This window comes from Pseudomonas sp. LBUM1666 (assembly GCF_059695775.1).
The window spans coordinates 5371540-5397169 of the sequence record NZ_CP166789.1; the positions used below are offsets into that span (position 1 = coordinate 5371540).

Sequence of the window (25630 nt, forward strand, 5' to 3'; positions counted from 1 at the left end):
GCTCGACGGTGGCCAACACACCTTCCGCCAAAAAACGTGCAAAACAGGCTGAGAAGCGTCGCAGCCACAACGCCAGCCTGCGTTCCATGGTTCGTACCTACATCAAGAATGTAGTTAAAGCCATCGACGCAAAAGACGCTGAAAAAGCTCAAGCTGCTTACGTTCTGGCCGTGCCAGTTATCGACCGTATGGCCGATAAAGGCATCATCCACAAGAACAAGGCTGCTCGTCATAAGAGCCGCCTGAACGGTCACGTCAAGGCTCTGAACCTTGCTGTTGCCGCATAAGCGATAAGCTTGTTAAAAAACCGACCCCAGGGTCGGTTTTTTATTGCCTGCGATTTAATGAATCAGCACAAAAAAATGTGGGAGCGAGCTTGCTCGCGATAGCGGACTTTCAGCCAACAGAGATGTTGAATGTTAGTCAGCCATCGCGAGCAAGCTCGCTCCCACATGTGGAACTTCGCTAGATTATTGGGCGTTCGCCCACGGCAGGATCGGGATGGCTGTCACCGCATTCTGCGGGCTGCCTTCGATCACACGATCGCTATAGACCAGATACACCAGCGTATTGCGCTTCTTGTCGAGGAATCGCACTACCTGCATGGTCTTGAACACCAGCGACGTGCGCTCCTTGAACACCTCGTCACCATCCTTCAACTCGCCTTTGAAGCTGATCGGCCCGACCTGACGACAAGCGATAGACGCTTCCGCGCGATCTTCAGCCAATCCCAAACCACCCTTCACGCCACCCGTCTTGGCTCGCGACAGGTAGCACGTCACACCCTCAACCTTTGGATCATCAAACGCCTCGACGACGATGCGATCGTTCGGGCCGACAAACTTGAACACCGTCGACACCTGACCAATCTCCTCGGCCGAGACCAGCAGCGGCATCGCCAACAGCAGACCCAACAATCCTTTTGCCACGCGCATTCAGGTATTCCTTCAGACCAGGATCAGGTTATCGCGATGAACCAGCTCCGGCTCCGCCATGTAACCCAACAGACCGACAATCGCCTCAGACGACTGACCGATGATTTTTTGTGCTTCAAGCGCGCTGTAGTTGGCCAGGCCTCGGGCGATTTCACGACCGTCCGGCGCCACGCAAACCACCATCTCACCACGACGGAAGCTGCCTTGGACCAGCTTGACACCCACAGGCAGCAAGCTTTTGTTGCCTTTTGACAGCGCCGTCACCGCACCAGCATCCAGCACGAGCGTGCCGCGGGTTTGCAGGTGCCCGGCCAGCCATTGCTTGCGCGCCGCCAACAGGCCGCGTTCAGGTGACAGCAAAGTGCCGATACGCTCGCCAGCCTTGAGACGATCCAGCACGCGCTCAATACGCCCGCCAACGATGATGGTATGCGCACCGGAACGAGCCGCCAGCCGCGCAGCACGCAATTTGGTCTGCATGCCGCCGCGACCCAATGCACCACCCGTACCGCCCGCCACCGCATCCAGCGCCGGATCATCAGCGCGCGCTTCGTAAATCAGATTGGCGCTGGGGTTGTTGCGCGGATCGGCGTCGAACATGCCATCGCGATCGGTAAGGATCACCAGCAAGTCAGCCTCAACCAGGTTGGCTACCAGCGCCGCCAGGGTGTCGTTGTCGCCGAAACGTATTTCATCAGTGACCACGGTGTCGTTTTCGTTGATCACCGGAATAACTTTCAGCTCGACCAGCGCGCGCAAGGTGCTGCGGGCATTCAGGTAGCGCTTGCGGTCGGACAAGTCGTCATGGGTCAGGAGAATCTGCGCGGTATGCCGGCCATGCTCGGCAAAGCTCGACTCCCAGGCCTGCACCAGCCCCATCTGACCGATGGCGGCAGCGGCCTGCAACTCGTGCATCGCACTGGGTCGTACGGTCCAGCCCAAGCGGCTCATGCCGGCCGCCACCGCCCCGGAGGACACCAGCACCAACTCGACGCCAGCCTCATGCAAAGCCACCATCTGCTCGACCCAAACACCCATTGCCGCGCGATCCAGGCCCTTGCCGTCCGCCGTCAGCAAAGCGCTGCCGATCTTCACGACCCAACGCTGCGCACCTGTCACCTTGCTCCGCATCATCTTCAACCTTAGCTTGAGGACAGCGCGACCCAGCGCTGCCCGTAACGTTATTCGTGACTACCGATTTCCAGATACTAAAACGCCGCTCGATTGAGCGGCGCTTAAGTTTACTGCAACGAATCAGTCACGCACGTAAATGATTTCCGGACCGTCTTCGTCATCCACATCTTCTTCGTCCCAATCATCGTCGCCGATGTCATGGACCGACTTCACGCCGCTACGGCGCAGGGCACGCTGGTCATCCAGGGCCTGCAACTGAGCACGGGCTTCGTCTTCGATGCGCTGATCGAGATCGGCCAGCTCTTCTTTGTAGGCCGGGTCGTTCGCCAGGCGATCGGCACGATCTTCCATGTAACGCATGATGTCGTGGCACAGACGCTCGGTACCGAGCTTGGAGATGGCCGAGATCACATAGACCGGACCCGTCCATTCCAGGCGATCAACGATCTCCTTGACGCGAGCATCGTGCTCTTCTTCGAGGATCTGGTCGCACTTGTTCAGCACCAACCAACGATCACGCTCGGCCAGGGACGGGCTGAACTTGGTCAGCTCGCTGACGATCACTTCCGCAGCATCCGGGGCGCTGGCGTCATCGAGCGGCGCCATGTCCACGAGGTGCAGCAGCAGACGCGTACGCGACAAGTGCTTGAGGAAGCGAATCCCCAGGCCTGCGCCATCGGAAGCACCTTCGATCAGACCCGGAATATCCGCAACCACGAAGCTTTTCCAGCGATCGACACTGACCACACCCAGGTTCGGCACCAGCGTGGTGAACGGGTAGTCGGCAACTTTCGGCTTGGCGGCCGACACCGAGCGAATGAAGGTACTTTTGCCAGCGTTCGGCAAGCCCAGCAGACCGACGTCAGCCAACACCTTCATTTCCAGCTTCAGATCACGCGCCTCACCCGGCTTGCCCGGAGTGGTCTGACGCGGAGCACGGTTGGTACTGGATTTGAAACGGGTGTTACCCAGACCGTGCCAGCCGCCGTGAGCAACCAACAGACGCTGACCGGCTTTGGTCAGGTCGCCGATCACTTCCTGAGTGGCGGAGTCGATGACGGTAGTACCGACCGGAACACGCAGGACCAGCTCTTCACCTTTCTTGCCGGTGCAGTCAGTGCTGCCGCCGTTGGAACCACGCTCGGCATCAAAGTGCCGGGTGTAACGGTAGTCCACCAGGGTATTGAGGTTTTCGTCGGCGATCATGTAGACCGAGCCACCATCACCACCATCACCGCCGTTCGGACCACCGTTTTCAATGAATTTCTCGCGACGGAAGCTCATGCAACCGTTGCCGCCGTCGCCGGCCTTTACTCGAATCGATACTTCATCAACAAACTTCATAACAAAACGCCTCTCGTCATACGGACGAGCCGAAAAAACCAAGACATAAGACTCTTGCAAAAATGAGCGCAGCGACCTCAATCAACGACCGCAAATCCAGCGCTGGAGCCCATCACAAACAGCTTTGCAAGAGACTCACCCCACAAACGAAAAAGCCCCGTCGCGAGACAGGGCTTTTCCAGCAACTACGTAATTATGCCGCGACGACTGCAGTCTTCGGGACAATGCTCACGTAACGGCGGTTGAAAGCGCCTTTTACTTCAAACTTGATCACGCCGTCGATTTTAGCGAACAGAGTGTGATCTTTACCCATGCCAACACCGTAACCGGCGTGGAATTGGGTGCCGCGCTGACGCACGATGATGTTGCCCGGAATGATAACCTGGCCGCCATACATCTTCACGCCAAGGCGTTTGGCTTCTGAGTCGCGACCGTTACGGGTACTACCACCAGCTTTTTTGTGTGCCATGAGTCAATTCTCCTAGTGAGGAATTAGGCTGAAATTAAGCCTGAATACCGGTGATTTTGATCTCGGTGTACCACTGGCGGTGGCCCATACGCTTCATGTGGTGCTTACGACGACGGAACTTGATGATGCGGACTTTATCGTGACGACCTTGGGAGATCACTTCAGCCACAACGGTAGCGCCAGCAACAACTGGAGCGCCGATGTTCACGTCATCGCCATTGGCGACCAACAGAACGCGATCAAAAGTAACGGATTCGCCGGTAGCGATTTCCAGTTTTTCGATCTTCAGGTATTCACCCGGGGCGACCTTGTATTGCTTGCCACCAGTAACAATTACTGCGTACGACATGGTATTTCTCCGATAATCCTGCTCACCCAGCTCTTTATAAGAAGAGGTATTGGCTGGCATGGCTGCATTGGGCTGGAAGGCCTGTTTGCAATTGCGTAAGGCAGGTGCTGCCCAGGAAGTTCAGGGTGCGCGATTGTACGCAAGCTGCCGGAGCGATGCAAGAGGCCGTCCATCGTACCTTGACACCCGCCGACGTGGGTCCTAGCATGCCGCGCAACCCTTCTGGAGCAACTGTCGCTGATGCAACCCCAAGCTTTCTACCGCGCGGTGGCGGACGATTTTAGCGCCGTCGACGGCATCATCAAGAAGCAGCTGACTTCCCGAGTGCCGCTGGTATCGAAAATCGGCGATTACATTACCTCGGCTGGCGGTAAACGCCTGCGCCCTCTATTGGTTTTGCTGTGTGGCAAGGCTCTGGGTCGCGAAGGCGATGACCTGCGCCTGCTGGCCGCGACCATCGAGTTCCTGCACACCGCGACCCTGCTGCATGACGACGTGGTCGACATGTCCGGCATGCGCCGTGGCCGCTCGACCGCCAACGCCATGTGGGGCAACGCCCCTAGCGTGCTGGTAGGCGACTTCCTGTATTCGCGGTCCTTCGAAATGATGGTCGAACTGGGCTCCATGCCGGTGATGAAAATCCTTTCGCAAGCCACGCGCATCATCGCCGAAGGCGAAGTGTTGCAGCTGTCCAAGGTTCGTGACGCCAGCACCACCGAAGAAACCTACATGGAAGTCATCCGCGGCAAGACCGCGATGCTCTTTGAGGCCTCGACACACAGTGCTGCAGCGCTCTGCGAAGCTACATCGGAACAGTCAGAAGCCCTGCGTACATTCGGCGATCATCTGGGCGTGGCGTTCCAATTGGTCGACGACCTGCTGGACTACAAAGGCGACGCCGAAACCCTGGGCAAGAACGTCGGTGATGATCTGGCTGAAGGCAAGCCGACCCTGCCGCTGATCTACACCATGCGCGAAGGCACGCCGGAGCAGGCTGCACTGGTGCGCAAGGCAATCCAGAAAGGCGGTATCGAAGACCTGGAAAGCATCCGCGAAGCTGTGGAAGCCTCAGGTTCACTGGATTACACCGCGCAACTGGCCCGTGACTACGTGGCCCGCGCGATCAAATGCCTCGACGCGCTGCCTGCCAGCGAATACCGCGATGCTCTGGTCGAGTTGAGCGAGTTTGCGGTCGCCCGTACACACTGACAGACCACAACCTGTGGGAGCCCTTTCCCACAGGTTTGCTACCCCCGCCCTCTTCTGCCTAAAACCCTATACAATGTGCGCTTTTTAGCGATCCTGAATCCAAGGAGCTTTAGTGAGCACGTTGCCACCCTGCCCAAAATGCAATTCCGAATACACCTACGAAGACGGCGCCCAGCTGATCTGCCCTGAGTGCGCCCACGAGTGGTCCGCCAGCGGCGAAGCCGAAGCAGTGTCCGATGACACCGTGAAAAAGGATTCGGTCGGCAACGTCCTGCAGGACGGCGACACCATCACCGTGATCAAGGACCTCAAGGTCAAAGGCACGTCGCTGGTGGTCAAGGTCGGCACCAAGGTCAAGAACATCCGCCTGTGCGAAGGTGATCACGACATCGACTGCAAGATCGACGGCATCGGCCCGATGAAGCTCAAATCCGAGTTCGTCAGAAAAGTCTGAGCCTGCTGTATTCCATCCCGCGTCCTGCGTGGGATGGTGCTTCACCCTCCTCCCGCGTCACCCAACAATCCCTCGAAATAGCCAAACGCCAGCCGTTTTGACCTTACGCAACCTTTACCCTTAAAAAAACACAAACCGCCAATAGGTCCTTGCTATTTGATGAATAAGAATTATTCTCATTGAAACCCATCAATGGAGATGAGACCCATGACTTATTTGATCGACGCCTGGCTGGACCGCCCACACCCTTACCTTAGGATTCTGCATCGGGAAACCGGGGAAGTCTGTGCGGTGCTTGAAGAAGAAGCCTTGAACGAGCTGCAGGATCAGGGTGATCTGGACGTCAACGGCTTGAGTTCCAGCGAGCCGGTGGTGCTCAAGGAACTGGTGCGCAATCTGTTTCTATTCTGCTATGCCCGGGCATTGCGCCCGACAAGCGAACTGCACCACAAGCTTGAAATATGAAGATCGTCGCAAAAAACTGTGGGAGCGAGCTTGCTCCGGGCGGCGTTCCGACGATGGCTGACTATCATTCAACATCTCTGTCGACTGTTATGCCGCTATCGCGAGCAAGCTCGCTCCCACATTAGCCCAACGTTACATCAGGCTTGGGATTACAGAACGTCGAGCAGTTCGACGTCGAATACCAGTACGCTGTGCGGCGGAATGCTGCCAACGCCTTGAGCGCCGTAAGCCAGTTCGCTCGGTACGTACAGACGCCATTTGCTGCCTGCGTTCATCAGTTGCAGGGCTTCGGTCCAGCCAGCGATCACGCCGCCAACCGGGAATTCTGCAGGCTGACCACGATCGTAGGAGCTGTCGAACACAGTGCCGTCGATCAGGGTGCCGTGGTAGTGAGTGCGCACTTGATCTTCACGGGTTGGCTTGGCGCCTTCACCCTGAGTCAGCACTTCGAATTGCAGGCCGGAAGCCAGGGTGGTGATGCCATCACGCTTGGCGTTTTCAGCCAGGAATGCCAGGCCTTCGCCAGCAGCGGCTTCAGCTTTGGCAGCTGCTTCAGCTTGCATGATTTCGCGAATGACCTTGAAGCTCGCGGACATTTCTTCCTGACCCACACGGCTTTCCTTACCGGCGAAAGCGTCGGTCAGACCTGCCAGGATCGCGTCCAGGCTAACGCCCGGTGGCGGGTTGTCGCGCAGTTGGTCGCCCAGCTGACGGCCAATACCGTAGCTGACGCGGGTTTCGTCGGTGGACAGATTTACTTCGGACATGACACTGCTCCGCTGTGCGGACGGCCCTGGAACTAGCCGTGCGTACACAGCGCGTCCCGGAGCGCCCGGAACCAAAAGGGCCAGCAGACTAGCACAGATGCCATTGTGTTGATGAGAGCCGTCAGTGCTGCCACGCGATTGGTACCTTCAGGCTCCCCTCGGAACTGGCACCGAGTCCACACATCTCGTCATGAACCGAAACGTGTACAAGGTTGAATGGCAAGCTGGGAAAGGCATGAAGCACTTCACGCGCATGCTCGACCGAACGCAGGTGAAACATCTGGCCGTGGGCATCACTCAATGGATACGCCGCGCCATGCATCCGCGCTTCCAACAGGTAGATCCCGCCTTCCATCGAGATCAGGTTGAGCTCATCAACCTTTCCGGCGATGGCATAAGCATTCAACTCTTTCAGGTCCATAAACGCACCTCACGCGATGGCGAGCCAAGATCCTTACAGGCATAGGCTTCGGCGCATCAAAGTACAAGCCACAAACGACACCGCCCGTCTGTTTCGCAACAGACGGGCGGTTTGGTATAGCGATAAAAAGCGATCAGTGCTTGGTCAGCTTATCCAGATAACCCATGGCAAACGCCGAAATCACGAAGGTCATGTGGATAATCACGTACCACTTCAAATGCTCGGGATCGACGTTCTTGGCGTCCATGAAAATCCGCAGCAGGTGGATGGACGAAATGGCCACGATGGAAGCGGCCACCTTCATCTTCAATGAAGAGGAATCCATGGTGCCCAGCCAGTTGAGCTTTTCCTTGTCATCGTCGATGTCCAGTTGGGAAACGAAGTTCTCGTAGCCGGAAATCATCACCATCACCAGCAAACCGCCTACCAGCGCCATGTCGATCAGCGACAACAACACCAGAATCAGATCCGACTCGGCCATCGAGAACACGTTAGGGATGACGTGGAAGACTTCCTGGAAGAATTTCAGCGCCAGGGCCAGCAGCCCAAGGGACAGACCGAAGTAGATCGGCGCCAGCAGCCAGCGGCTGGCGTACATTGCATTTTCGATAAAGCGTTCCATTGACTCTCACACGTGGGCTGGAAATGGCCGCGAGTATAACAGCCACCCGTTACACCCAGAAACCGTTGGGAAATCCGCAACCTGCACGTGTGTGACAAGGTTTTTCTGCTAGTGTCCAAAGCATTGACAGCTCAGCGACATCGGACAGGAAGAAGGGAAATGGATGTGCGATTGCCTTTAACGAGCGCCGGAATTTGCCTGGCTTTGCTGATGAGCGCCTGCTCACCCAGCGATGAGAAGCGCCAGGTCAGCCTCGAGGAAAAGACGGCGCAGTTCGAGAAGTCTCTGGATGCGATTCAGGACCCAAAACTCAAGGAAGCCGTGGCTGAACTCGGCGGCTCACTGTTGTTGCTCGAGCGTGCGCAACTCAAGCTCGACAGCAAACCGGTGGAAACAGAATATGGCGAAGACGCCCTCGCCGTGCTCAAGCACTACCCCACTCCACAAGCCTTGGTCGACACGTACATCAACGGCCTGTTCGTGCTGCACAAAGATTCCAGTTCCGACTATCTGACCGATCTGCAACCGGTGTTCCCCTTCAACTTCAACATTCCGGTCGCGTATCTCTTTCCCCATGGTCTTGAATGGCAATCGGTGACCTTGAGCAACAAACGCATTATCCCGTTTCAGCCCGAATGGTCAGAAACCGATCCTGGAATTCAACTGAGCCCATCGAGCTCAAACCTGACCAACCCCGACGACTTGACGGTGACCTACCCCTTCATCGATGGCCTGGATGTCGAAAACAAGAACCAGCCACAACCGGTGAGCCTGCAAGGCAAGGTGGAAGTCATCGCGCCGCGCCGGCTCTACAGCTTCGACCTGACGAAACAGGACGTTGGCCAGACTCGCACCAACGACAACCTCAGCGTCACCCTGCTGAACCTTGCAAACTACTTCGCCGAAATCGAATTCAACAACAGCGCACCACTGGCCCCCGAGGTCAGCGAAACACCGCTGAACCCGCTGATTGTCCAGGCCAAGGACAGCACCGGGCAATTTCTCTCGCGCTCAGGCTCGATCAACGAAACCTCCGCACAAATAGCCTTCTATCAAAAGCAACTGGCGAAAATGCAACAGCAGAAAGCCTGGAGCGAGAGCTTCGAAAAACAGGTCGATGAAGAGCAGCGCGCCTTTGAGAAGCAACAGAGCCATCATTATTCCAAGGTGTACTTCAACGGCCCGATCGAAACTCTTGAGGTCAGCGTACTGGACTTTTCAACCGCCACGGTGACCCGCAAGGACCTGAACCTGCCGGTACTTCGCTTCGACCCACACACCGCGGAAAAAGCCATCCAGCCACTGACGCTGCCGGTGGTGGTGTACGACGACCAGGCCCCGACCTGGCTCAAGGGCGCAACGCTTGGCGAGGAACAACTGAAAAAGAGCATCAGCATCAGTCAGTCGGTCGAAGACCCCAGCGCCGCGCGTATTGAGTTTGATCACCCCAAAAGCTTCAATGATGAGCTGCTCGGCACCTCCTTCAACCCCGGCGAAAGCCCGGTCAGCTTCTTTACCGAGGACGGTAACGGCAAACGCGATGAGCCGATCGAATTGCCACCTGAGGCTTACCAGGTCGATCCCCTGCGCGGCACCATCACCTACGACTTGAACCTGTTTCCAGAAACCCCCGCTTACGCGGTGGGCTCCATGCCGCTGTTTCTCGCCACCGTCGAAAAGAAAACCATCGACGCCCACCAGTTACCCAAAGGCCTGGTGCTCAAAGGCAATGCGCTGGTGGTTGATCTGAAGCAGTTTCCCGCCCAGGACTGGCGTTTCTTCGCCAAGGACGACAGCGGTAATTATCTGAAGGAGATTCTGGCGGTCAGCCACGATGCGAGCGCAGAAGGCCCGGCATTATTGGGGGTGCATTATTTCTACGGGCAGCCAACCCGTCTGGAAACCTATCAACGAACCGATCTCTCCACCGTGCAATATGGCTTCGAGGTCAAACTCGACAAGGCAGACACGTCCAACCTTGCTCAATAGCCTGTTCAGTGCTCGGGCCGAAACTCGAAACCTCCAGGGTTGCGGCAGCGGCCACCATTGATTTCCCGCAGCTGGGCTTGCAGGTGCAGGCACCAGATTTGCGGATCATCGGCCAGCTCATAGCCGTGCAGGGTGAGACTTTCAACAATGGTGTCGAGGATCGACTCAGCCACAAAGGGACCATGAAACGGGCCTTGGGCCTTGATAGCAGAAGGTTGTTCGCCGGCCATTCCGGCGGCGAAGAGTAAAGTCCACATGCCCGTATCCCCCGCCAAAGGGCGGATGGCACACTCGATACGGGTCACAAGGCCCAGGCATTGACGGGTGAGGCAGAGGTTGCGCGACATGGCAGCGACCCTCGGTAGATCCGGTATTCAACCCCCACGGGAGGGCTGTCTCGATCCAGTGATTACTGTCGATATCCTTGAGCTGAGAATAGAAGAAAAGTTTGACTAGCACGTCAGGTGAGACCAGAAGGCGCCGAATGGTCATTGTGTGAATATTGACGCCAGACTGATGGCACTTTTGATCTGAATGTCGATTTCGACAACACACTAAAACCTGTGGGAGCGAGCTTGCTCGCGATATCGGACTTTCAGCCAACTCAGATGTTGAATATCAGTCCTCATCGCGAGCAAGCTCGCTCCCACAGGATCGGTGTCATCCTCAGATTAGGCGTATGTCAGGCGGGCTTGGTTTCCACCAAGGCTTCCTGCGCCATCTCTCTCTCGGCTTCCTTGAGATCTTCTTCGCTGATCATTTCTGCGATGACCCGTAAGCGCTCCACCACCCGCGCGTTAACGCTGCCTTCAGGGAACTGGCCATCGGCGTCCGGCGCACCGGCCGGCTCGCCGACCAACAGGCTCAGGGCTTCATCAGCCTGGCGCACGGCGTAGACGTGGAACTGCCCCGCGCGTACCGCCGTCAGCACTTTCTCGTCGAGCATCAGCGTGGCAACGTTGGCGTGGGGAATGATTGCGCCCTGCTCACCGGTCAGCCCGCGGGCTTCGCAGAGCCGGAAGAAGCCTTCGATCTTCTCGTTGACCCCGCCCACCGCCTGCACTTCACCGAACTGGTTGATCGACCCGGTGATCGCAAAACACTGCTTGAGCGGGGTTTTCGACAGGGCCGAAATCAGCGTACAAGCCTCGCCCAGCGATGCACTATCACCATCGACGTAACCGTAAGATTGCTCCAGGGCGATACTCGCGGAAATCGCCAGCGGGAATTCCTGGGCGTATCGACTGCCCAGATACCCCGTGAGGATCATCACGCCTTTGGAGTGAATTGGCTGGCCGAGGTTGACCTCGCGCTCGATATCGACGATGCCGCTACCGCCCGGATACACCGTGGCGGAAATCCGCGCCGGCACACCGAACGCCGAGTCGCCGACCTCCAGCACTGTCAGCCCGTTGCATTTGCCCACCGCCGCGCCATCCGTGTCGATCAGGATGATCCCGGCCAGCATGTCATCGAGAATCCGCGCCGAGACGCGCCCGGTACGCGTGGCCTTGGCCTTGAGCGCACGTTCGATGTGCCCGGCGTCGGTCATTTCGTCACTGGCCAGTTGGCGAATGAAATCCGCCTCGCTGACCAGTTGGAACAGATCACCGATCCGCGCCGACAAACGCCCCTGGTGCTCAGCCAGACGGGCACTGTAAGTCGCCAGACGCGCCACCGCATCGGCGGTCAGCGGCGCCATACCTTCTTCGGAAGTGCGGGTCTTGAGCAACTGGGCGAACTGCTCCAGGCTTTCGTCGACCATCGGGATGTCTTCGTCGAAGTCCACCAGGACGCGGAACATCTCCTGGAAATCCGGATCGAGGTCCTGCAGCGTGTAGTAGAGCTGTCGGGCGCCAATGATGACGACTTTGACCTGCAGCGGAATATGTTGCGGAGTAAGGGTCACGGTGGCGAAACGGCCCATCTCGCCCAGCGGCGATTCCATTTTCAATTTGCGCGATTGCAGCGCGCGTTTGAGCGCATCCCACACGAATGGCTCGCTGAGCATTTTTTCCGCTTCAAGAATCAGGAAGCCGCCGTTGGCGCGGTGCAGCGCACCCGGACGCAACTGTCGATACGTGGTGTAGAGCGCGCCCTGATCGGTGGTGTACTCGATGCGGCCGAACAGGTTTTCGTAAGTCGGGTGCGGCTCAAAGACCACTGGCGCACCGCCGCTGAACGGATGACCGACCACCAGGCTCGGCGCGTATTGCTCTTCCAGCAGCTTGCGGGCGATGGCGTCGGTCTTGCTGTCGTCTACCAGTTGCTCGACCACGGTCTTGAGCAGGTACACCTGCATGGCTTGCAAGTAACCGCAAACCGCCCCGTTCTCTGCGTATTTCTCCGACAACGGAGACAGCAACGGTTGCAAGGCCAGGGTGATGGTTTCTTCGTTGAGCTGGCGCATTTGATTGCTCGACTCACGCTTCCACTGCGGCAGGCTGGCGAGCTCTTCGTTCAGCCGCTCTTCCAGCCACGAAATGTCGTCGTGAAAACGCTCGCGATCGGCTTCCGGCAACTGGGCAAATTCGGCTTCGTCCACAGCCTTGCCTTCGCTCATCGGCGTAAAGGCGATATTGGTGCTGTCGCGGTACAGCGCAACATCCTTCTCCAGCGCCAGACGCTCGATCACGTCCAGCGCCTTGTCGTAACGCTGGTTGAAGGCGCGGTCGATGGCGCTTTTCTTCTGCTGGTAGGACGGGTGCTCGAACACGGCCGGAAAAGTCGCCAGCAGGTTGTCGATCAAGCCGTTGATGTCATCGATAAAGGCACCGGCGGTGCCCGACGGCAGCTCCAGTGCGCGGGGCTCGCGAGGATCATCGAAATTGTTGACGTAGACCCAGTCCGCCGGGGTCTGCAGGCGTTTGCCTTCGGCTTTCAGGTAGCGTTTGACGAACGAAAACCGGCCGGTGCCGGGCTCGCCCATGACGAATACGTTGTAACCGGGGCGTGGCATCGCCACACCGAACTGCAGCGCTTCGACCGCACGTTCCTGGCCAAGCACACCGCGGAAGGGCTCCAAATCATTGGTGGTAGAGAAGCTGAACTGTTCAGCGGAAAACGGACGGGTCAGCGCTTCGGGCGCTAGACGCAAGCTGGCAGCAACAGGATCAGGCATCGGGCTTCCTTACATCAGGCGGGGCAGATAGCGGCATTCTGGCGCTGCCCATACCTCACTTGCAAGGCGCACCTCTAGCCAAAGCATAGACAAAGCGGCATCCCCAGGCGGGCCGGGGCCAAATCAATGTTTTCAATGAATGTTTTGCAAAAAATCACGGAACCCCGGGATCGTGCCTAAACTCCAAACTGCGCGGCTGGATTAATAACTGGCCCACTGGCGCCGGATTGGGCCAGACCCCTTGTCCATTGGTATGCACATAAAGAGAACAAAGCTATGAAACGGATTCTTCTCGGTACTCTCTTCACCGCTGTATCCCTCAATGCCATGGCTCAGGCGCCAGGCGGCCCGGATTGCGGTTGGGGCAACATGCTGTTCGAAGGTCAGCGTGGCACCCCGGCTCACTTCCTGGCATCCACCACCAACGGCACTTCCGGCAACGCAACCTTCGGTATGACCTCTGGTACCAACGGCTGCTCGACCAATGCGTCGCTGACCTATGGCGGCAAATCCTGGATTGCCATGAATGGCATGATGAACGAGCTGTCTGAAGACATGGCTAAAGGTCAGGGCGAAGCGCTGACCACTTACGCTGTGGTACTGGGCGTGGCGCCGGAAGACCGTGCGCATTTCGCCGCCGTCACTCATGAGCACTTCCAGCAGATCTTCAGCAAGGCTGACGTGACCGCTGACGACGTGCATACCAACACCCTGGCCGTTCTGAAGAGCGATCCTCGTCTGGCCAAGTACGCCACTCAAGCTTAAGCTCGACCCGCCCGCTCCTTTCGGGGAGCGGGTTTTATTTTTTGAACCTGGCCCTTTTTGGGTCTTTGTTTCTTTCGACTTAAGTTGCCCACTATGCTCAAACGCCTTGCCTGGCTGACGCTCTGCGTCTGCGCCCCGCTGTCTGCCGCGCCACATGTCGACAATCAACGTTTGCAGCAACTGGCCAATGACCCTTTCTGGATTTCCCTGGGGCACTACGAAACCGCCAAACTCGGCGGCTGGCGCAGCTACGTCAGCGACAAGAAATTCTTCCTCGCCGCCGACGGCAATGAACATCCTGACCGCGAGCTGGCGGCGACCGTGCAAGCGCTGTACGCCCCGGCCAGTGCTGGCGAAAAACATGCGCAATGCGTCTACCCGGCCCGCACCCGCTGGCTCAAAGCACAGCTCAACCTGACTGATCTGCCGACGCTTCCCTGCACTGAATTCAAGCAATGGTTCAAGGATGTTTCGCCCCACAGTGCGGTGATGATTTTCCCGGCAGCGTATCTGAACAGTCCGTCATCGATGTTCGGCCACACGTTGCTGCGCATCGACCAGGCCAATGTGCAGAGCGATCAAACCGCCCTGCTCAGCTATGCAATCAACTTCGGCGCGTACATCGAAGGCTCGGACAACAGCATCCTGTATGCCTGGAAAGGCTTGATGGGCGGCTACCCCGGTCTGTTTGCGCTGGTGCCTTATCAGGAAAAACTCTCGGAATACCGCAGCCTCGAGAATCGCGATCTGTGGGAATACCGCCTGAACCTGACCCCGGCAGAAACCGAGCGCATGGTCGAGCACGTCTGGGAGCTCAAGCAGATCCAGTTCGACTATTTTTTCTTCGACGAAAACTGCTCTTATCGCCTGCTGGAACTGCTGCAAGTGGCCCGCCCGAACCTGAGATTGACCGAACAGTTCCCACTGACCGCGATTCCTACGGACACCGTCAAAGCGGTGAAAGAAGCCGGACTGGTGGAATCCATTCAATATCGCCCGTCCCGCGAACGCGAATTGCTGAGCCGCGCCGAGCCACTGAACGGCGAAGAACAGGAGTGGGTGCTGAAAGTCAGCGCCGATCAACAACAACTGCAAGACCCGGCCTTCAAGGCGCAACCCAAGGATCGTCAGGCGCTGATCATCGATGCGGCCTATCGCTTGGAGCGCTACCGCGCCAATGGCCAGGAGCGCGACCCGCAACGGGCCCAGCGCAGTTTCGAACTGTTGCGCGCGATCAACCAGAACCCGCCGCCAGAACTGGACATCCCACGCCCCGGCCTGCCCGAGGACGGCCACGAATCCCGCACCTGGCAGGCCGGTATCGGCACCCGGGGCGACAAGGCATTCGGCGAATATGGCCTGCGCATGGCTTACCACGATCTCAACGATAACGCCGAGAGCTTCCCGCTTGGTGCACAGATCGAAATCCTGCAGATGAAACTGCGCCAGTACGAAGGCAATCACTGGCAGTTTCAGCAACTGGACCTGGCGACCATTCGTTCCCTGACGCCGCGCAATGAGCTGTTGCAGCCGCTTTCGTGGCAAGTCACCGGCGGTCTGGAACGCGTGCCGGGCAAGCATGACGACGAAACGCTGGTCAGCCACGTCAACGGTGGTGGTGGCGGCACCTGGCAACTGGGTGAGAAGATGCTCGGCTTTGCACTGGGCACCGTGCGCGTCGAACACAACAACGATTTCGCGGGTTTCATTGCCCCGGCGGCAGGCTTCAACAGCGGTGTGCTGTGGAAAAACCCGCTGGGCAACTTCAGCCTGGAAGCCAAGGGCGATTTCTTCACCAATGGCGAAGTACGGCGCAGCATCAGCCTGAATCAGCAGTGGGAATTGTCGCGCAACCTCGGTTTGCGCCTGAGTGCCCAGCGCGAATTCAGCCACCTCGCCTCCCCGGAGAACGAAGTGATGCTTGAGGTGAAGTGGTATCACTATTGACTGACACCCCACAGGGGATTCGCGTTGGTCAACGGATTAATCACAGGTCTTTCACAATCGCCTCACGAATCCACTCCTAGACTTCATACATAGGCCGTCGAACGGCCCAGGAGTCCGAGATGTGGCGTTGCGCAGGTGTGTTGGGTTTGCTGATGTTGATCGCGGGTTGCCAGACGACCCACGAAGATTTGATCGCCAAGGGTTATCCACCGGCGTTCGCCGATGGTTTCGATGACGGTTGCAGCAGTGGCCGACAAGCCGCCGGGGCAATCACCGGTGAATTTCGCAAGAACGTCCCGCGATATCTCAAGGACAAGCAGTACGCCGAAGGCTGGAGCGACGGTTTTCGCCAGTGCCAGGCCATGCGCGAAAGCGAGGATCGCGAGGACTATCGCAGTCACCATTGGGACGACCGGGACAAAGCCTGGCAGCAACAAAAGGACCAGGACGCCGCCCGTGCCTATCGCTCGCAATGAGTCGCTGACAGACATCCATCGAAACTAAAAGCCTGCAACCATGGCCCAAACCCTATAACGGGAGAAAACCATGAGTCGCGCTTTCGTCAATGAAGATAACGCCGCCGCGCAAGCCGATCAGCCAGTCGAACGGCAGGTCAGCGCACAGCCCAATTACGTCACGCCGGCCGGTCTCGCCCAGCTTCAAGCGAAACTCGCCGAGGTGCAAAACCTGCTCAATGAACAAAGTGCAAAAGGTGAACTGGCCGACAAACAGCGCCAGGCCGACCTTGAGCGTGACTGGCGGTATTTCAATCAACGACTGCAAAGCGCTCAGTTAGTCGTCCCGGCCTCTTCGACTGCCAAAGTACAGATTGGCGCCTGGGTGACGTTTGCCGATGAACAGGGCAACGAGCAGCGTGTGCAATTGGTTGGCGAGGACGAGGCGAATGCCGCGAGCGGGCTGATCAATTGGGGGTCACCGCTGGGTCGGGCGTTGTTGGGAGCTCAAGTCGGGGATGAAGTGCTGTGGAAGCGGCCGGCGGGGGATTTGCTGATTGAGGTATTGGGCATAGAAGTTGGTTGACCTTTAGGCCGCCATCGCGAGCAAGCTCGCTCCCACAGTAGATATTCAGTGGGCTTCAGATTGGTAGCCAACGCCCATCCCTGTGGGAGCGAGCCTGCTCGCGATGGCCGCGGCGCGGTGTAACTGAAGCCCATAAAAAACGGAGCCCCGAAGGCTCCGTTTTTTTCATGCAACCAACCTGAAATCAGGCCAGTTTCTTGTGCCGTACACGATGCGGCTGAGTCGCGGCTTCGCCGAGGCGTTTGCGGCGATCGGCTTCGTACTCGGTGTAGTTGCCTTCGAAGAACACCGCTTGCGAGTCGTCTTCGTACGCCAGGATGTGAGTCGCGACGCGGTCAAGGAACCACCGATCGTGAGAGATCACAATGGCGGCGCCCGGGAAGTCCAGCAGGGCTTCTTCCAGGGAACGCAGGGTTTCAACGTCGAGGTCGTTGGACGGTTCGTCGAGCAGCAGGACGTTGCCGCCCTCTTTCAGGGTCAGGGCCAGGTGCAAGCGACCGCGCTCACCACCGGACAGGTCCTTGACGAACTTCTGCTGATCGCCGCCCTTGAAGTTGAAGCGACCGACGTAGGTGCGCGACGGGATCTCGTAGTTGCCGATGCGGATCTGGTCGGAACCGTCGGAGATTTGCTGGAACACCGTCTTGCTGCCGTCCAGGTCTTCGCGGCTCTGATCGACGCACGCCAGTTGCACGGTTTCGCCGACTTCGATGCTGCCCGAATCCGGTGTTTCCTTGCCCATCAGCATACGGAACAGGGTCGATTTACCGGCACCGTTACCGCCGATCACGCCAACGATGGCGCCTTTAGGCATGGAGAACGACAGGTTGTCGATCAGCACGCGATCGCCATAGCCCTTGGAAACGTTCTTGAACTCGATGACCTTGTCGCCCAGGCGTGGACCGGCCGGGATGTAGATCTCGTTGGTTTCGCTGCGCTTCTGGAATTCCTGCGATTGCATTTCTTCGAAGCGTTGCAGACGAGCCTTGGATTTGGACTGGCGGGCCTTGGCGCCTTTGCGCACCCACTCCAGTTCTTCCTTCATGGCTTTTTCGTGAGCCGACTGCTGCTTGGATTCAGCAGCCAGACGGTCGGACTTCGCTTCGAGCCAACCCGAATAGTTGCCCTCGTACGGGATACCGGCGCCGCGGTCGAGCTCGAGGATCCAGCCAGCGACGTTGTCCAGGAAGTAACGGTCGTGCGTGATCGCGACCACGGTGCCCGGGAAATCGTGCAGGAAGTGCTCCAGCCAGGCGACGGAATCGGCGTCCAGGTGGTTGGTCGGTTCGTCGAGCAGCAGCATGTCCGGAGCAGACAGTAGCAGGCGGCACAGGGCCACACGACGCTTCTCACCACCGGACAGGAATTCAACCTTGGCATCCCAGGCCGGCAGACGCAGCGCATCGGCGGCGACTTCCAGTTGGCGATCCAGGTTGTGACCGTCGCTGGCCTGCAGGATGGCTTCGAGCTTGGCCTGTTCGGCGGCCAGTTTGTCGAAGTCGGCATCCTCATCAGCGTAAGCCGCGTAGACCTCGTCCAGGCGAGCCTGGGCGTTCTTGATCACGCTGACCGCTTCCTCAACCACTTCACGCACGGTCTTGGTCGGGTCCAGGATCGGTTCTTGCGGCAGGTAGCCGATGTTCAGGTCCGGCATCGGACGGGCTTCGCCGTCGAACTCGGTGTCGACGCCCGCCATGATTTTCAACAGCGTGGACTTACCCGAACCGTTAAGGCCGAGTACGCCAATCTTGGCGCCCGGGAAGAACGACAACGAAATGTTTTTCAGGATTTCCCGCTTCGGCGGAACAACTTTACCCAGCCGATGCATGGTGAATACGTATTGAGCCATGGAGAACCTAGGGTCAGTGATCGATGAATGATTGGCGCGCGGGCGATGCCCGGCCAGGCCGTGCGCGTCGTCCGATTGATGGGTATCAATGCGTGCGCGCTGAAAAAGCCTGATTCTAGGAGCTGGAACGCTCCCGCGTAACCGGCAAAGCTACCTGATTGACGGAAGGCAGTCCAGCCGAGCGGGACTGGCACTTTGCCACAACTCAGGGCATGCTAGCCGCCCTTCGGGCGTCCGGCTTATAGTGCATGTCGCGCCAGTCCAGCCAAACCGCAGGATTACAGTTTGTCTAATGTCTCTCCCCCTTCTTCCGTGAGCGCACTCAATCCTGCGACCGGCTCCCCCCTGCGTGGGTCCTTGAAGGGCGCGCTGGCGGCGCTCGTCCTGTTGTTGCTCGCGCTGCTGTTCTGGCAGTTGCTGGATCAGCTTCGCGATGCCCAACGACACCAGCGTCAGTACACCATCGACTACACCGCCGATCTGGCCTCGCAAGTCAGCCTGAACATGGCGCTCAACGCCCAGATCGCCCTCAACCTGCTACCGATCGTCGAACAACCGCAAAGCGCCGACGAACAGCAGGCGCTGTTTCGCAAACTGCAAAAATCCTTGCCCGATCTGCGCAGCCTTGCGTTGCTCAGCCCTTCCGGGAAAGTCCTCACCGACAGCGCCGACAACAGCGATGACGCCGACTACCTGAACGAACTGGTCCGGCGCAGTCACGCCCAGGCCCATTATTTCAGCAACGCCAATGACGGTTCGGTGGTGCATCTGCTGCTGCATCAAGCCAGCGGTAGTACCCGCGGCTACTGGGTTCTGCGCCTGACGCCGACATTTTTCTCGTCGCTGACAAAACAAAACGAAACCGGTATTCGCCCGCTGTGGCTGGTGGAAAACCGCTTCAATCACCAAGTCATCAGTCGCGATGAGTCACTACCCTTGGCCAAGCCCGGCGAACTGACCGAGGACGATGTGGCCAACAGTGTGCTGACCGTGCCCCTGAGCAGCAGCGACTGGCAACTGCGCGGGTTGTTCGACCGGCAACGGGTGATCGAACAGCTGCTGCCGGCGTTCATCGGCAAATGCCTACTGGGCCTGGCCTTCTCCCTGCTGCCGTTTATCGCCCTGCTGAACATGCGCCGTCGCCAACGCCAGGTGCACGAAGGCCGTCGACGCTACCAGGATATTTTCGAAGGCACCGGCGTCGCCTTGTGTGTACTCGACGTGTCCGGGCTCAAAAGCTTCTTCGACAAAGCTCAGCTGCACAGCAGCGAACACCTGAAGGCCTGGCTCGATACACCGGAACAACGCCAGCACCTGCTGCAGGAACTGCGCATCACCGAAGTCAACCTGGTCGCCCTGCAACTGCTCAATGTCAACGCTTGCGATCAAGCCTGGAAACTGCTGATCGATGGCAATCCGCAGGACGGCACCGCCATCGGCGATCAAGTGCTCGACGCGGTGCTCAACCAGCAGAAACAGCTTGAACTGGAAATCAAACTGCAGGACGCCAATGGCCGCGACCAGCACTTGTGGCTGGTCCTGCGTCTGCCGGAAGACCAGGACGACTATAAAGCGGTGATCCTGAGCATCACCGACATCACCAGCCGCAAGCTCGTCGAACTGTCGCTGTTGGAGCGTGAAGGATTCTGGTCCGACGTGGTACGCACCGTGCCGGATCATCTGTACGTGCAAGACGTGATCAGCCAGCGAATGATTTTCAGCAACCACCACCTGGGCCAGACGCTCGGTTACAACCATACCGAACTGCACCAGATGGGCGAGTATTTCTGGGAAATTCTGCTGCACCCCGAAGATGCCGACTTCTACCACCGCTCGCGCCAAACCCAGCGCCAGGCCGGTTACAGACAATTGATGCAGTGCCAACTGCGCTTCCGCCACCGGGACGGTAAATGGCGGCGTTTCGACATCCGCGAACAGGCGCTGGCGCGAGACAAGCATGATCAGGTCACGCGGATCATCGGCGTGGCCAAGGACATCACCGATCAGATTGAAGCCAGTGAGTCCCTGCGCGACAGCGAGCAGCGTTACCGGATGCTCGCCGAAAGCATCAGTGACGTGATTTTCTCGACCGACAGCAAGATGGCGCTCAACTACGTCAGCCCGTCGGTGCAAGCCGTGCTGGGCTATGACGCCGACTGGATTTTCCAGAACGGCTGGCAATCGACCATCGCCAACCCGCAACAGCTGACCGGCATTTACAGCCTGATGGACCGGGTCAGCAAAGCGCTGAATAAACCCGACCAACTGGCACTGTTACGCAGTCAGGTGCAAACCCAACTGTTTTTGTTCGACTGCCTGCGGGCCGACGGGCGCAAGATCCCCATCGAACTGCGGTTGGTGCTGGTCTGGGACGAACACGGTGCATTCGAAGGCGTGCTGGGCGTCGGTCGCGACATCAGCCAGCAACGCCGGGCCGAAAAAGACCTGCGCATGGCCGCGACTGTATTTGAGCACTCGACCTCGGCGATCCTGATCACCGATCCGGCCGGCTACATCGTCCAGGCCAACGAAGCCTTCAGCCGTGTCAGCGGTTATGCGGTGGAGCAGGTGCTCGACCAGTTACCGAACATGCTGACCGTCGACGATCAGCAGGAAGCCCATCTGCGTTACGTGCTCAAGCAATTGCATCAGCACAGCACGTGGGAAGGCGAAGTCTGGCTCAAACGACGCAATGGCGAGCATTACCCGGCCTGGGTCGGGATTACGGCGGTGTTGGATGATGAAGGCGATCTGGCCAGCTACGTGTGCTTCTTCAGCGACATCAGCGAACGCAAGGCCAGTGAGCAGCGGATTCACCGCCTCGCCTATTACGACGCCCTGACTCACCTGCCCAACCGCACGCTGTTCCAGGATCGCCTGCACACGGCGCTGCAATCGGCCGAGCGGCAGAAGTCCTGGGTGGTGCTGATGTTCCTCGACCTGGACCGTTTCAAACCGATCAACGACTCCCTGGGCCACGCCGCCGGCGATCGCATGCTCAAGGAAATGGCCACGCGCCTGCTCGGCTGTGTCGACGATGACGACACCGTGGCGCGCATGGGCGGCGATGAATTCACCTTGCTGCTGCAACCGCGGGCCAACCGTGAAATTGCCTTGAACCGGGCGATTCATGTGGCCGAACAGATTCTCGCCAGCCTGGTGAAACCGTTCGTGCTTGAAGGTCGCGAGTTCTTCGTCACCGCCAGTATCGGCATCGCCCTGAGCCCTCAGGACGGTAACGAACTCAGCCAGCTGATGAAAAACGCCGACACCGCGATGTATCACGCCAAGGAGCGTGGCAAGAACAACTTCCAGTTCTATCAGGCCGACATGAACGCCAGCGCCCTGGAGCGTCTGGAGCTGGAAAGCGACTTGCGTCACGCCCTGGAGCAGAACGAATTCGTCCTCTACTACCAACCGCAGTTCAGCGGCGATGGCAAACGCCTGACCGGCGCTGAAGCCTTGCTGCGCTGGCGCCATCCGCGACGCGGGCTGGTGCCGCCGGGAGACTTCATTCCGGTGCTCGAAGAGCTCGGCCTAGTGGTGGATGTCGGCGACTGGGTGATCAGCGAGGCTTGTCGTCAGCTCAAGACCTGGCATCAGGCCAAGGTCCGGGTGCCGAAGGTGTCGGTGAACATTTCGGCCCGGCAATTCTCCGACGGCCAACTCGGGACACGGATCGCCACCATCCTCAAGGAAACCGGCCTGCCGCCGGCATGCCTGGAGCTGGAACTGACCGAAAGTATCCTGATGCGCGAAGTCAGCGAAGCGATGCAGATTCTCGCCGGGCTGAAAAATCTTGGCCTGAGCATTGCGGTCGACGACTTCGGCACCGGTTACTCATCACTCAACTACCTCAAGCAGTTCCCCATCGACGTGCTGAAAATCGACCGCACCTTCGTCGACGGCCTGCCGTCGGGCGAGCAGGATGCGCAGATTGCCCGCGCGATCATCGCCATGGCCCACAGCCTCAATCTGGCAGTTATCGCCGAGGGCGTGGAAACCCACGAGCAACTCGACTTCCTGCGTGAGCATGGTTGCGACGAGGTTCAGGGGTATCTGTTCGGGCGGCCGATGCCGGCGAACCGGTTTGAGGCGCAGTTCAGCAATGATGCGTTGTTCATGTTCGATTGAAATCTTCAGCGCTGCTGATGGCCCTATCGCGAGCAAGCTCGCTCCCACAGGGTTTTCGGGTGTACACACAATTTGTGAACCTCAAAGATCCACTGTGGGAGCGAGCCTGCTCGCGAAGAGGCCAGCACGATCACCGCTGATCCCAGCATGAACGCCACTTGTCTGCGACATGATGTCCTTTCATATGCCATCTAAAACCCATTGGGTTAGAATGCCCCCCTTTTCTGCCCCGATCCTTGAGGACCGCCATGTTCAGCCGTGATTTGACTATTGCCAAGTACGACGCCGATCTCTTTGCCGCCATGGAGCAAGAAGCTCAGCGCCAGGAAGAGCACATTGAGCTGATCGCTTCGGAAAACTACACCAGCCCTGCGGTGATGGAAGCTCAAGGCTCGGTATTGACCAACAAGTACGCCGAAGGCTACCCGGGCAAGCGCTACTACGGTGGTTGCGAGTTTGTCGACGTGGTCGAGCAACTGGCCATCGATCGTGCAAAAGAACTGTTCGGCGCTGATTACGCCAACGTTCAGCCGCACGCCGGTTCGCAAGCCAACAGCGCCGTTTACCTGGCTCTGCTGCAAGCGGGCGACACCATCCTGGGCATGAGCCTGGCGCACGGTGGTCACCTGACCCACGGTGCCAGCGTTTCCTCCTCTGGCAAGCTGTACAACGCCGTTCAGTACGGCATCGACGGCAATGGCCTGATCGACTACGACGAAGTCGAGCGTCTGGCAGTTGAGCACAAGCCGAAAATGATCGTGGCCGGTTTCTCTGCTTACTCGCAGATCCTGGACTTCCCGCGTTTCCGCGAAATCGCTGACAAAGTCGGCGCCTACCTGTTCGTCGACATGGCCCACGTGGCCGGTCTGGTCGCCGCTGGCGTCTACCCGAACCCGGTGCCTTTCGCTGACGTCGTGACCACCACCACGCACAAGACCCTGCGCGGTCCACGTGGCGGCCTGATCCTGGCTCGCGCCAACGCCGACATCGAGAAGAAGCTGAACTCCGCCGTATTCCCGGGCGCCCAGGGCGGCCCGCTGGAGCACGTGATCGCCGCTAAAGCGATCTGCTTCAAGGAAGCACTGCAACCTGAGTTCAAGACTTACCAGCAACAAGTGGTGAAGAACGCCAAGGCCATGGCCGGTGTGTTCATCGAGCGCGGTTTCGACGTGGTATCGGGCGGTACTGAAAACCACCTGTTCCTGCTGTCGCTGATCAAGCAGGAAATCTCCGGTAAAGACGCTGACGCCGCTCTGGGCAAAGCATTCATCACCGTGAACAAGAACTCCGTGCCAAACGATCCACGCTCCCCGTTCGTCACCTCCGGTCTGCGCTTCGGTACTCCGGCTGTGACCACTCGCGGCTTCAAGGAAGCAGAGTGCAAAGAGCTGGCCGGCTGGATCTGCGACATCCTGGCGGACCTGAACAACGAAGCGGTGATCGACGCCGTTCGTGAGAAGGTCAAGGCCATCTGCAAGAAGCTGCCGGTATATGGCGCTTAACTAGACTAGCCCGCATTACCAACACCCCAAAAGCCCGATCAGAAATGATCGGGCTTTTTTGTACGCGCAACGTATAGACAGCCGAACACTTAAAAACCTTTTGCACTTCAACCACACAACTCAACTCTCCCTAACACTATTTATACCCACCAAAACAATTTGATGCACACGAACTCAACGTACTCCATACACAAACTCCAAAATATCTATATTCTATTTTTAAGCAACGCAACTAACACGTTGGCCGATGGCTTACCTTCCAGAAAACACTCAAATGGATATTGAGAACACATCATGAGTACCGATCGACAAAAATCCTTTCTCGCGACCCTTGGCGCCCAAACTACTCTAGTACATTTTCTTGACGTGGTGCATGGCGAAAAAGCAACCGTAAGCTCATCGCTTTTCAGTGGTGGGCACTATACCGGACGACCCCAATCCCGGGATGACTCGCACCTCCTGAGCCTGCGCCCCGAACCCCGTGCAACCCTCTATTTCAGGTATACCGGTAACGGTTACAGGCTCTACATCCGAACACCAGGCCCCTATTTTGGCAAGTGCCTCAGCCTTAGTAAAAATGGACTTCTGGGGGCCTTTCCGTCCGAGGGATCGAACACTTATAACCTTATAGACGAACGGGGCTCTATCCTGCCAATTGACACCGTCAAATCAGACGCATTAGATGTTTATCTACAAGTTTCAGGATTGCCTGGAGCTTTGCACATACACCGACTGCATGACTCCAAATTTACTTATTTCGCCAATAAGGGCGGATCGCCATTTATGTTTAACTTTACAATTGTGGAACGAAACGCCCCTTACCTTAGTTTTCCCAACGAAGTTTAAGCTTCACGCTACTTATGTCAGTGTCGGTCGATAAAATTATCGGCCGACATTAGTTTTCCGTCTCAACCAAAGTAAAATATCCCACCATCAATAACCGAATTATAAAAACTCAATCACAGTCGCTAAACCTCCACGTCATAAAACCTTTTGACGGATTTTCTCTTCCGCCACCATCGGCAATAAACACAATCACTCCTCCCCGCACCTATCGATCATGGACTTCTACGGCTGCGCGCCACTGGTCAGACCGGTCATGCCAATTTTGAT

23 protein-coding genes are annotated in these 25630 nt (G+C 58.0%); 12 read left to right on the plus strand and 11 right to left on the minus strand.

Annotation, left to right across the window (positions count from 1 at the left end; genetic code table 11):
* The first annotated feature begins 8 nt into the window (after nt 1-8).
* A complete protein-coding gene (gene rpsT, locus ACA056_RS24770) occupies nt 9-287 on the plus strand; it encodes a 30S ribosomal protein S20 (protein WP_008154937.1) in 279 nt (92 codons plus the stop codon).
* 183 nt (nt 288-470) lie between these two features.
* Here rpsT and ACA056_RS24775 read toward each other — a convergent pair whose 3' ends face one another.
* The 5 genes from ACA056_RS24775 to rplU form a co-directional block, all read right to left on the minus strand.
* Nucleotides 471-935 carry a CreA family protein gene (locus ACA056_RS24775; RefSeq protein ID WP_497268455.1) on the minus strand — a complete coding sequence of 155 codons (465 nt, stop codon included), beginning with the start codon at nt 933-935 and terminating at the stop codon, nt 471-473.
* Between the two features lie 12 nt (nt 936-947).
* Nucleotides 948-2066 carry a glutamate 5-kinase gene (gene proB, locus ACA056_RS24780; RefSeq protein ID WP_497273597.1) on the minus strand — a complete coding sequence of 373 codons (1119 nt, stop codon included), beginning with the start codon at nt 2064-2066 and terminating at the stop codon, nt 948-950.
* Between the two features lie 123 nt (nt 2067-2189).
* On the minus strand, nt 2190-3413 hold the full coding sequence (gene cgtA / locus ACA056_RS24785) for an Obg family GTPase CgtA (RefSeq protein WP_201116282.1): 1224 nt from the start codon (nt 3411-3413) through the stop codon (nt 2190-2192).
* Between the two features lie 193 nt (nt 3414-3606).
* A complete protein-coding gene (gene rpmA, locus ACA056_RS24790; protein ID WP_046048788.1) occupies nt 3607-3882 on the minus strand; it encodes a 50S ribosomal protein L27 in 276 nt (91 codons plus the stop codon).
* A gap of 34 nt (nt 3883-3916) precedes the next feature.
* Nucleotides 3917-4231 carry a 50S ribosomal protein L21 gene (gene rplU, locus ACA056_RS24795; RefSeq protein ID WP_003176051.1) on the minus strand — a complete coding sequence of 105 codons (315 nt, stop codon included), beginning with the start codon at nt 4229-4231 and terminating at the stop codon, nt 3917-3919.
* Between the two features lie 240 nt (nt 4232-4471).
* On the opposite strand from rplU, the gene ACA056_RS24800 reads away from it, so the two are divergent.
* From ACA056_RS24800 to ACA056_RS24810, 3 genes are all read left to right on the plus strand, one after another.
* A complete protein-coding gene (locus tag ACA056_RS24800; RefSeq protein WP_033054288.1) occupies nt 4472-5440 on the plus strand; it encodes a polyprenyl synthetase family protein in 969 nt (322 codons plus the stop codon).
* 112 nt (nt 5441-5552) lie between these two features.
* Nucleotides 5553-5894, plus strand: a complete 342-nt coding sequence (locus ACA056_RS24805; protein ID WP_462002780.1) for a zinc ribbon domain-containing protein YjdM — start codon at nt 5553-5555, stop codon at nt 5892-5894.
* Between the two features lie 207 nt (nt 5895-6101).
* Nucleotides 6102-6359, plus strand: a complete 258-nt coding sequence (locus ACA056_RS24810) for a PA4570 family protein (RefSeq protein ID WP_129441078.1) — start codon at nt 6102-6104, stop codon at nt 6357-6359.
* Nucleotides 6360-6508: 149 nt separating this feature from the next.
* Here ACA056_RS24810 and bamJ read toward each other — a convergent pair whose 3' ends face one another.
* The 3 genes from bamJ to ACA056_RS24825 form a co-directional block, all read right to left on the minus strand.
* Nucleotides 6509-7126: a BamJ family beta-barrel-assembly machinery protein gene (bamJ, locus tag ACA056_RS24815; RefSeq protein ID WP_046048787.1), complete on the minus strand. Its 618-nt coding sequence runs from the start codon at nt 7124-7126 to the stop codon at nt 6509-6511.
* 121 nt (nt 7127-7247) lie between these two features.
* Entirely contained in the window at nt 7248-7547 is a 300-nt protein-coding gene (locus ACA056_RS24820; RefSeq protein ID WP_033054285.1) for a DUF6482 family protein, read from the minus strand.
* 133 nt (nt 7548-7680) lie between these two features.
* Nucleotides 7681-8169, minus strand: a complete 489-nt coding sequence (locus tag ACA056_RS24825; RefSeq protein WP_033054284.1) for a TIGR00645 family protein — start codon at nt 8167-8169, stop codon at nt 7681-7683.
* Nucleotides 8170-8328: 159 nt separating this feature from the next.
* Between ACA056_RS24825 and ACA056_RS24830 the strand changes: the two genes are divergently transcribed.
* A complete protein-coding gene (locus tag ACA056_RS24830; protein WP_497268460.1) occupies nt 8329-10158 on the plus strand; it encodes a hypothetical protein in 1830 nt (609 codons plus the stop codon).
* 5 nt (nt 10159-10163) lie between these two features.
* Here the strand turns inward: ACA056_RS24830 and ACA056_RS24835 are convergent, their stop codons facing one another.
* Entirely contained in the window at nt 10164-10505 is a 342-nt protein-coding gene (locus ACA056_RS24835; RefSeq protein WP_046048783.1) for a PA4575 family protein, read from the minus strand.
* A gap of 335 nt (nt 10506-10840) precedes the next feature.
* Nucleotides 10841-13279, minus strand: coding sequence for a Lon protease family protein (locus tag ACA056_RS24840; protein WP_497268462.1), 2439 nt, complete (start codon nt 13277-13279; stop codon nt 10841-10843).
* 276 nt (nt 13280-13555) lie between these two features.
* On the opposite strand from ACA056_RS24840, the gene ACA056_RS24845 reads away from it, so the two are divergent.
* The 4 genes from ACA056_RS24845 (at nt 13556) to ACA056_RS24860 (ending at nt 17032) form a co-directional block, all read left to right on the plus strand.
* Complete coding sequence (locus ACA056_RS24845) at nt 13556-14044, plus strand: DUF3015 domain-containing protein (protein WP_017340868.1); 489 nt, start codon at nt 13556-13558, stop codon at nt 14042-14044.
* Nucleotides 14045-14137: 93 nt separating this feature from the next.
* Entirely contained in the window at nt 14138-15991 is a 1854-nt protein-coding gene (locus ACA056_RS24850; RefSeq protein WP_497268465.1) for an Lnb N-terminal periplasmic domain-containing protein, read from the plus strand.
* A gap of 119 nt (nt 15992-16110) precedes the next feature.
* Nucleotides 16111-16467, plus strand: a complete 357-nt coding sequence (locus ACA056_RS24855; RefSeq protein WP_010467512.1) for a hypothetical protein — start codon at nt 16111-16113, stop codon at nt 16465-16467.
* Between the two features lie 70 nt (nt 16468-16537).
* Nucleotides 16538-17032 (plus strand): GreA/GreB family elongation factor, encoded by a 495-nt coding sequence (locus ACA056_RS24860; protein WP_497268467.1) that lies wholly within the window; start codon nt 16538-16540, stop codon nt 17030-17032.
* 184 nt (nt 17033-17216) lie between these two features.
* Here ACA056_RS24860 and ettA read toward each other — a convergent pair whose 3' ends face one another.
* Nucleotides 17217-18881: an energy-dependent translational throttle protein EttA gene (gene ettA / locus ACA056_RS24865; protein ID WP_059402021.1), complete on the minus strand. Its 1665-nt coding sequence runs from the start codon at nt 18879-18881 to the stop codon at nt 17217-17219.
* Nucleotides 18882-19166: 285 nt separating this feature from the next.
* Here ettA and ACA056_RS24870 point away from each other — a divergent pair, with 285 nt between their 5' ends.
* From ACA056_RS24870 to ACA056_RS24880, 3 genes are all read left to right on the plus strand, one after another.
* On the plus strand, nt 19167-23015 hold the full coding sequence (locus ACA056_RS24870) for a sensor domain-containing protein (protein WP_497268470.1): 3849 nt from the start codon (nt 19167-19169) through the stop codon (nt 23013-23015).
* Between the two features lie 248 nt (nt 23016-23263).
* The gene (gene glyA, locus ACA056_RS24875; RefSeq protein WP_123367763.1) at nt 23264-24517 is read left to right on the plus strand and encodes a serine hydroxymethyltransferase; all 1254 of its coding nucleotides are present in this window, start codon (nt 23264-23266) and stop codon (nt 24515-24517) included.
* A 294-nt stretch (nt 24518-24811) separates the two neighbouring features.
* Nucleotides 24812-25363 (plus strand): hypothetical protein, encoded by a 552-nt coding sequence (locus ACA056_RS24880; protein WP_497268472.1) that lies wholly within the window; start codon nt 24812-24814, stop codon nt 25361-25363.
* Nucleotides 25364-25630 lie beyond the last annotated feature (267 nt).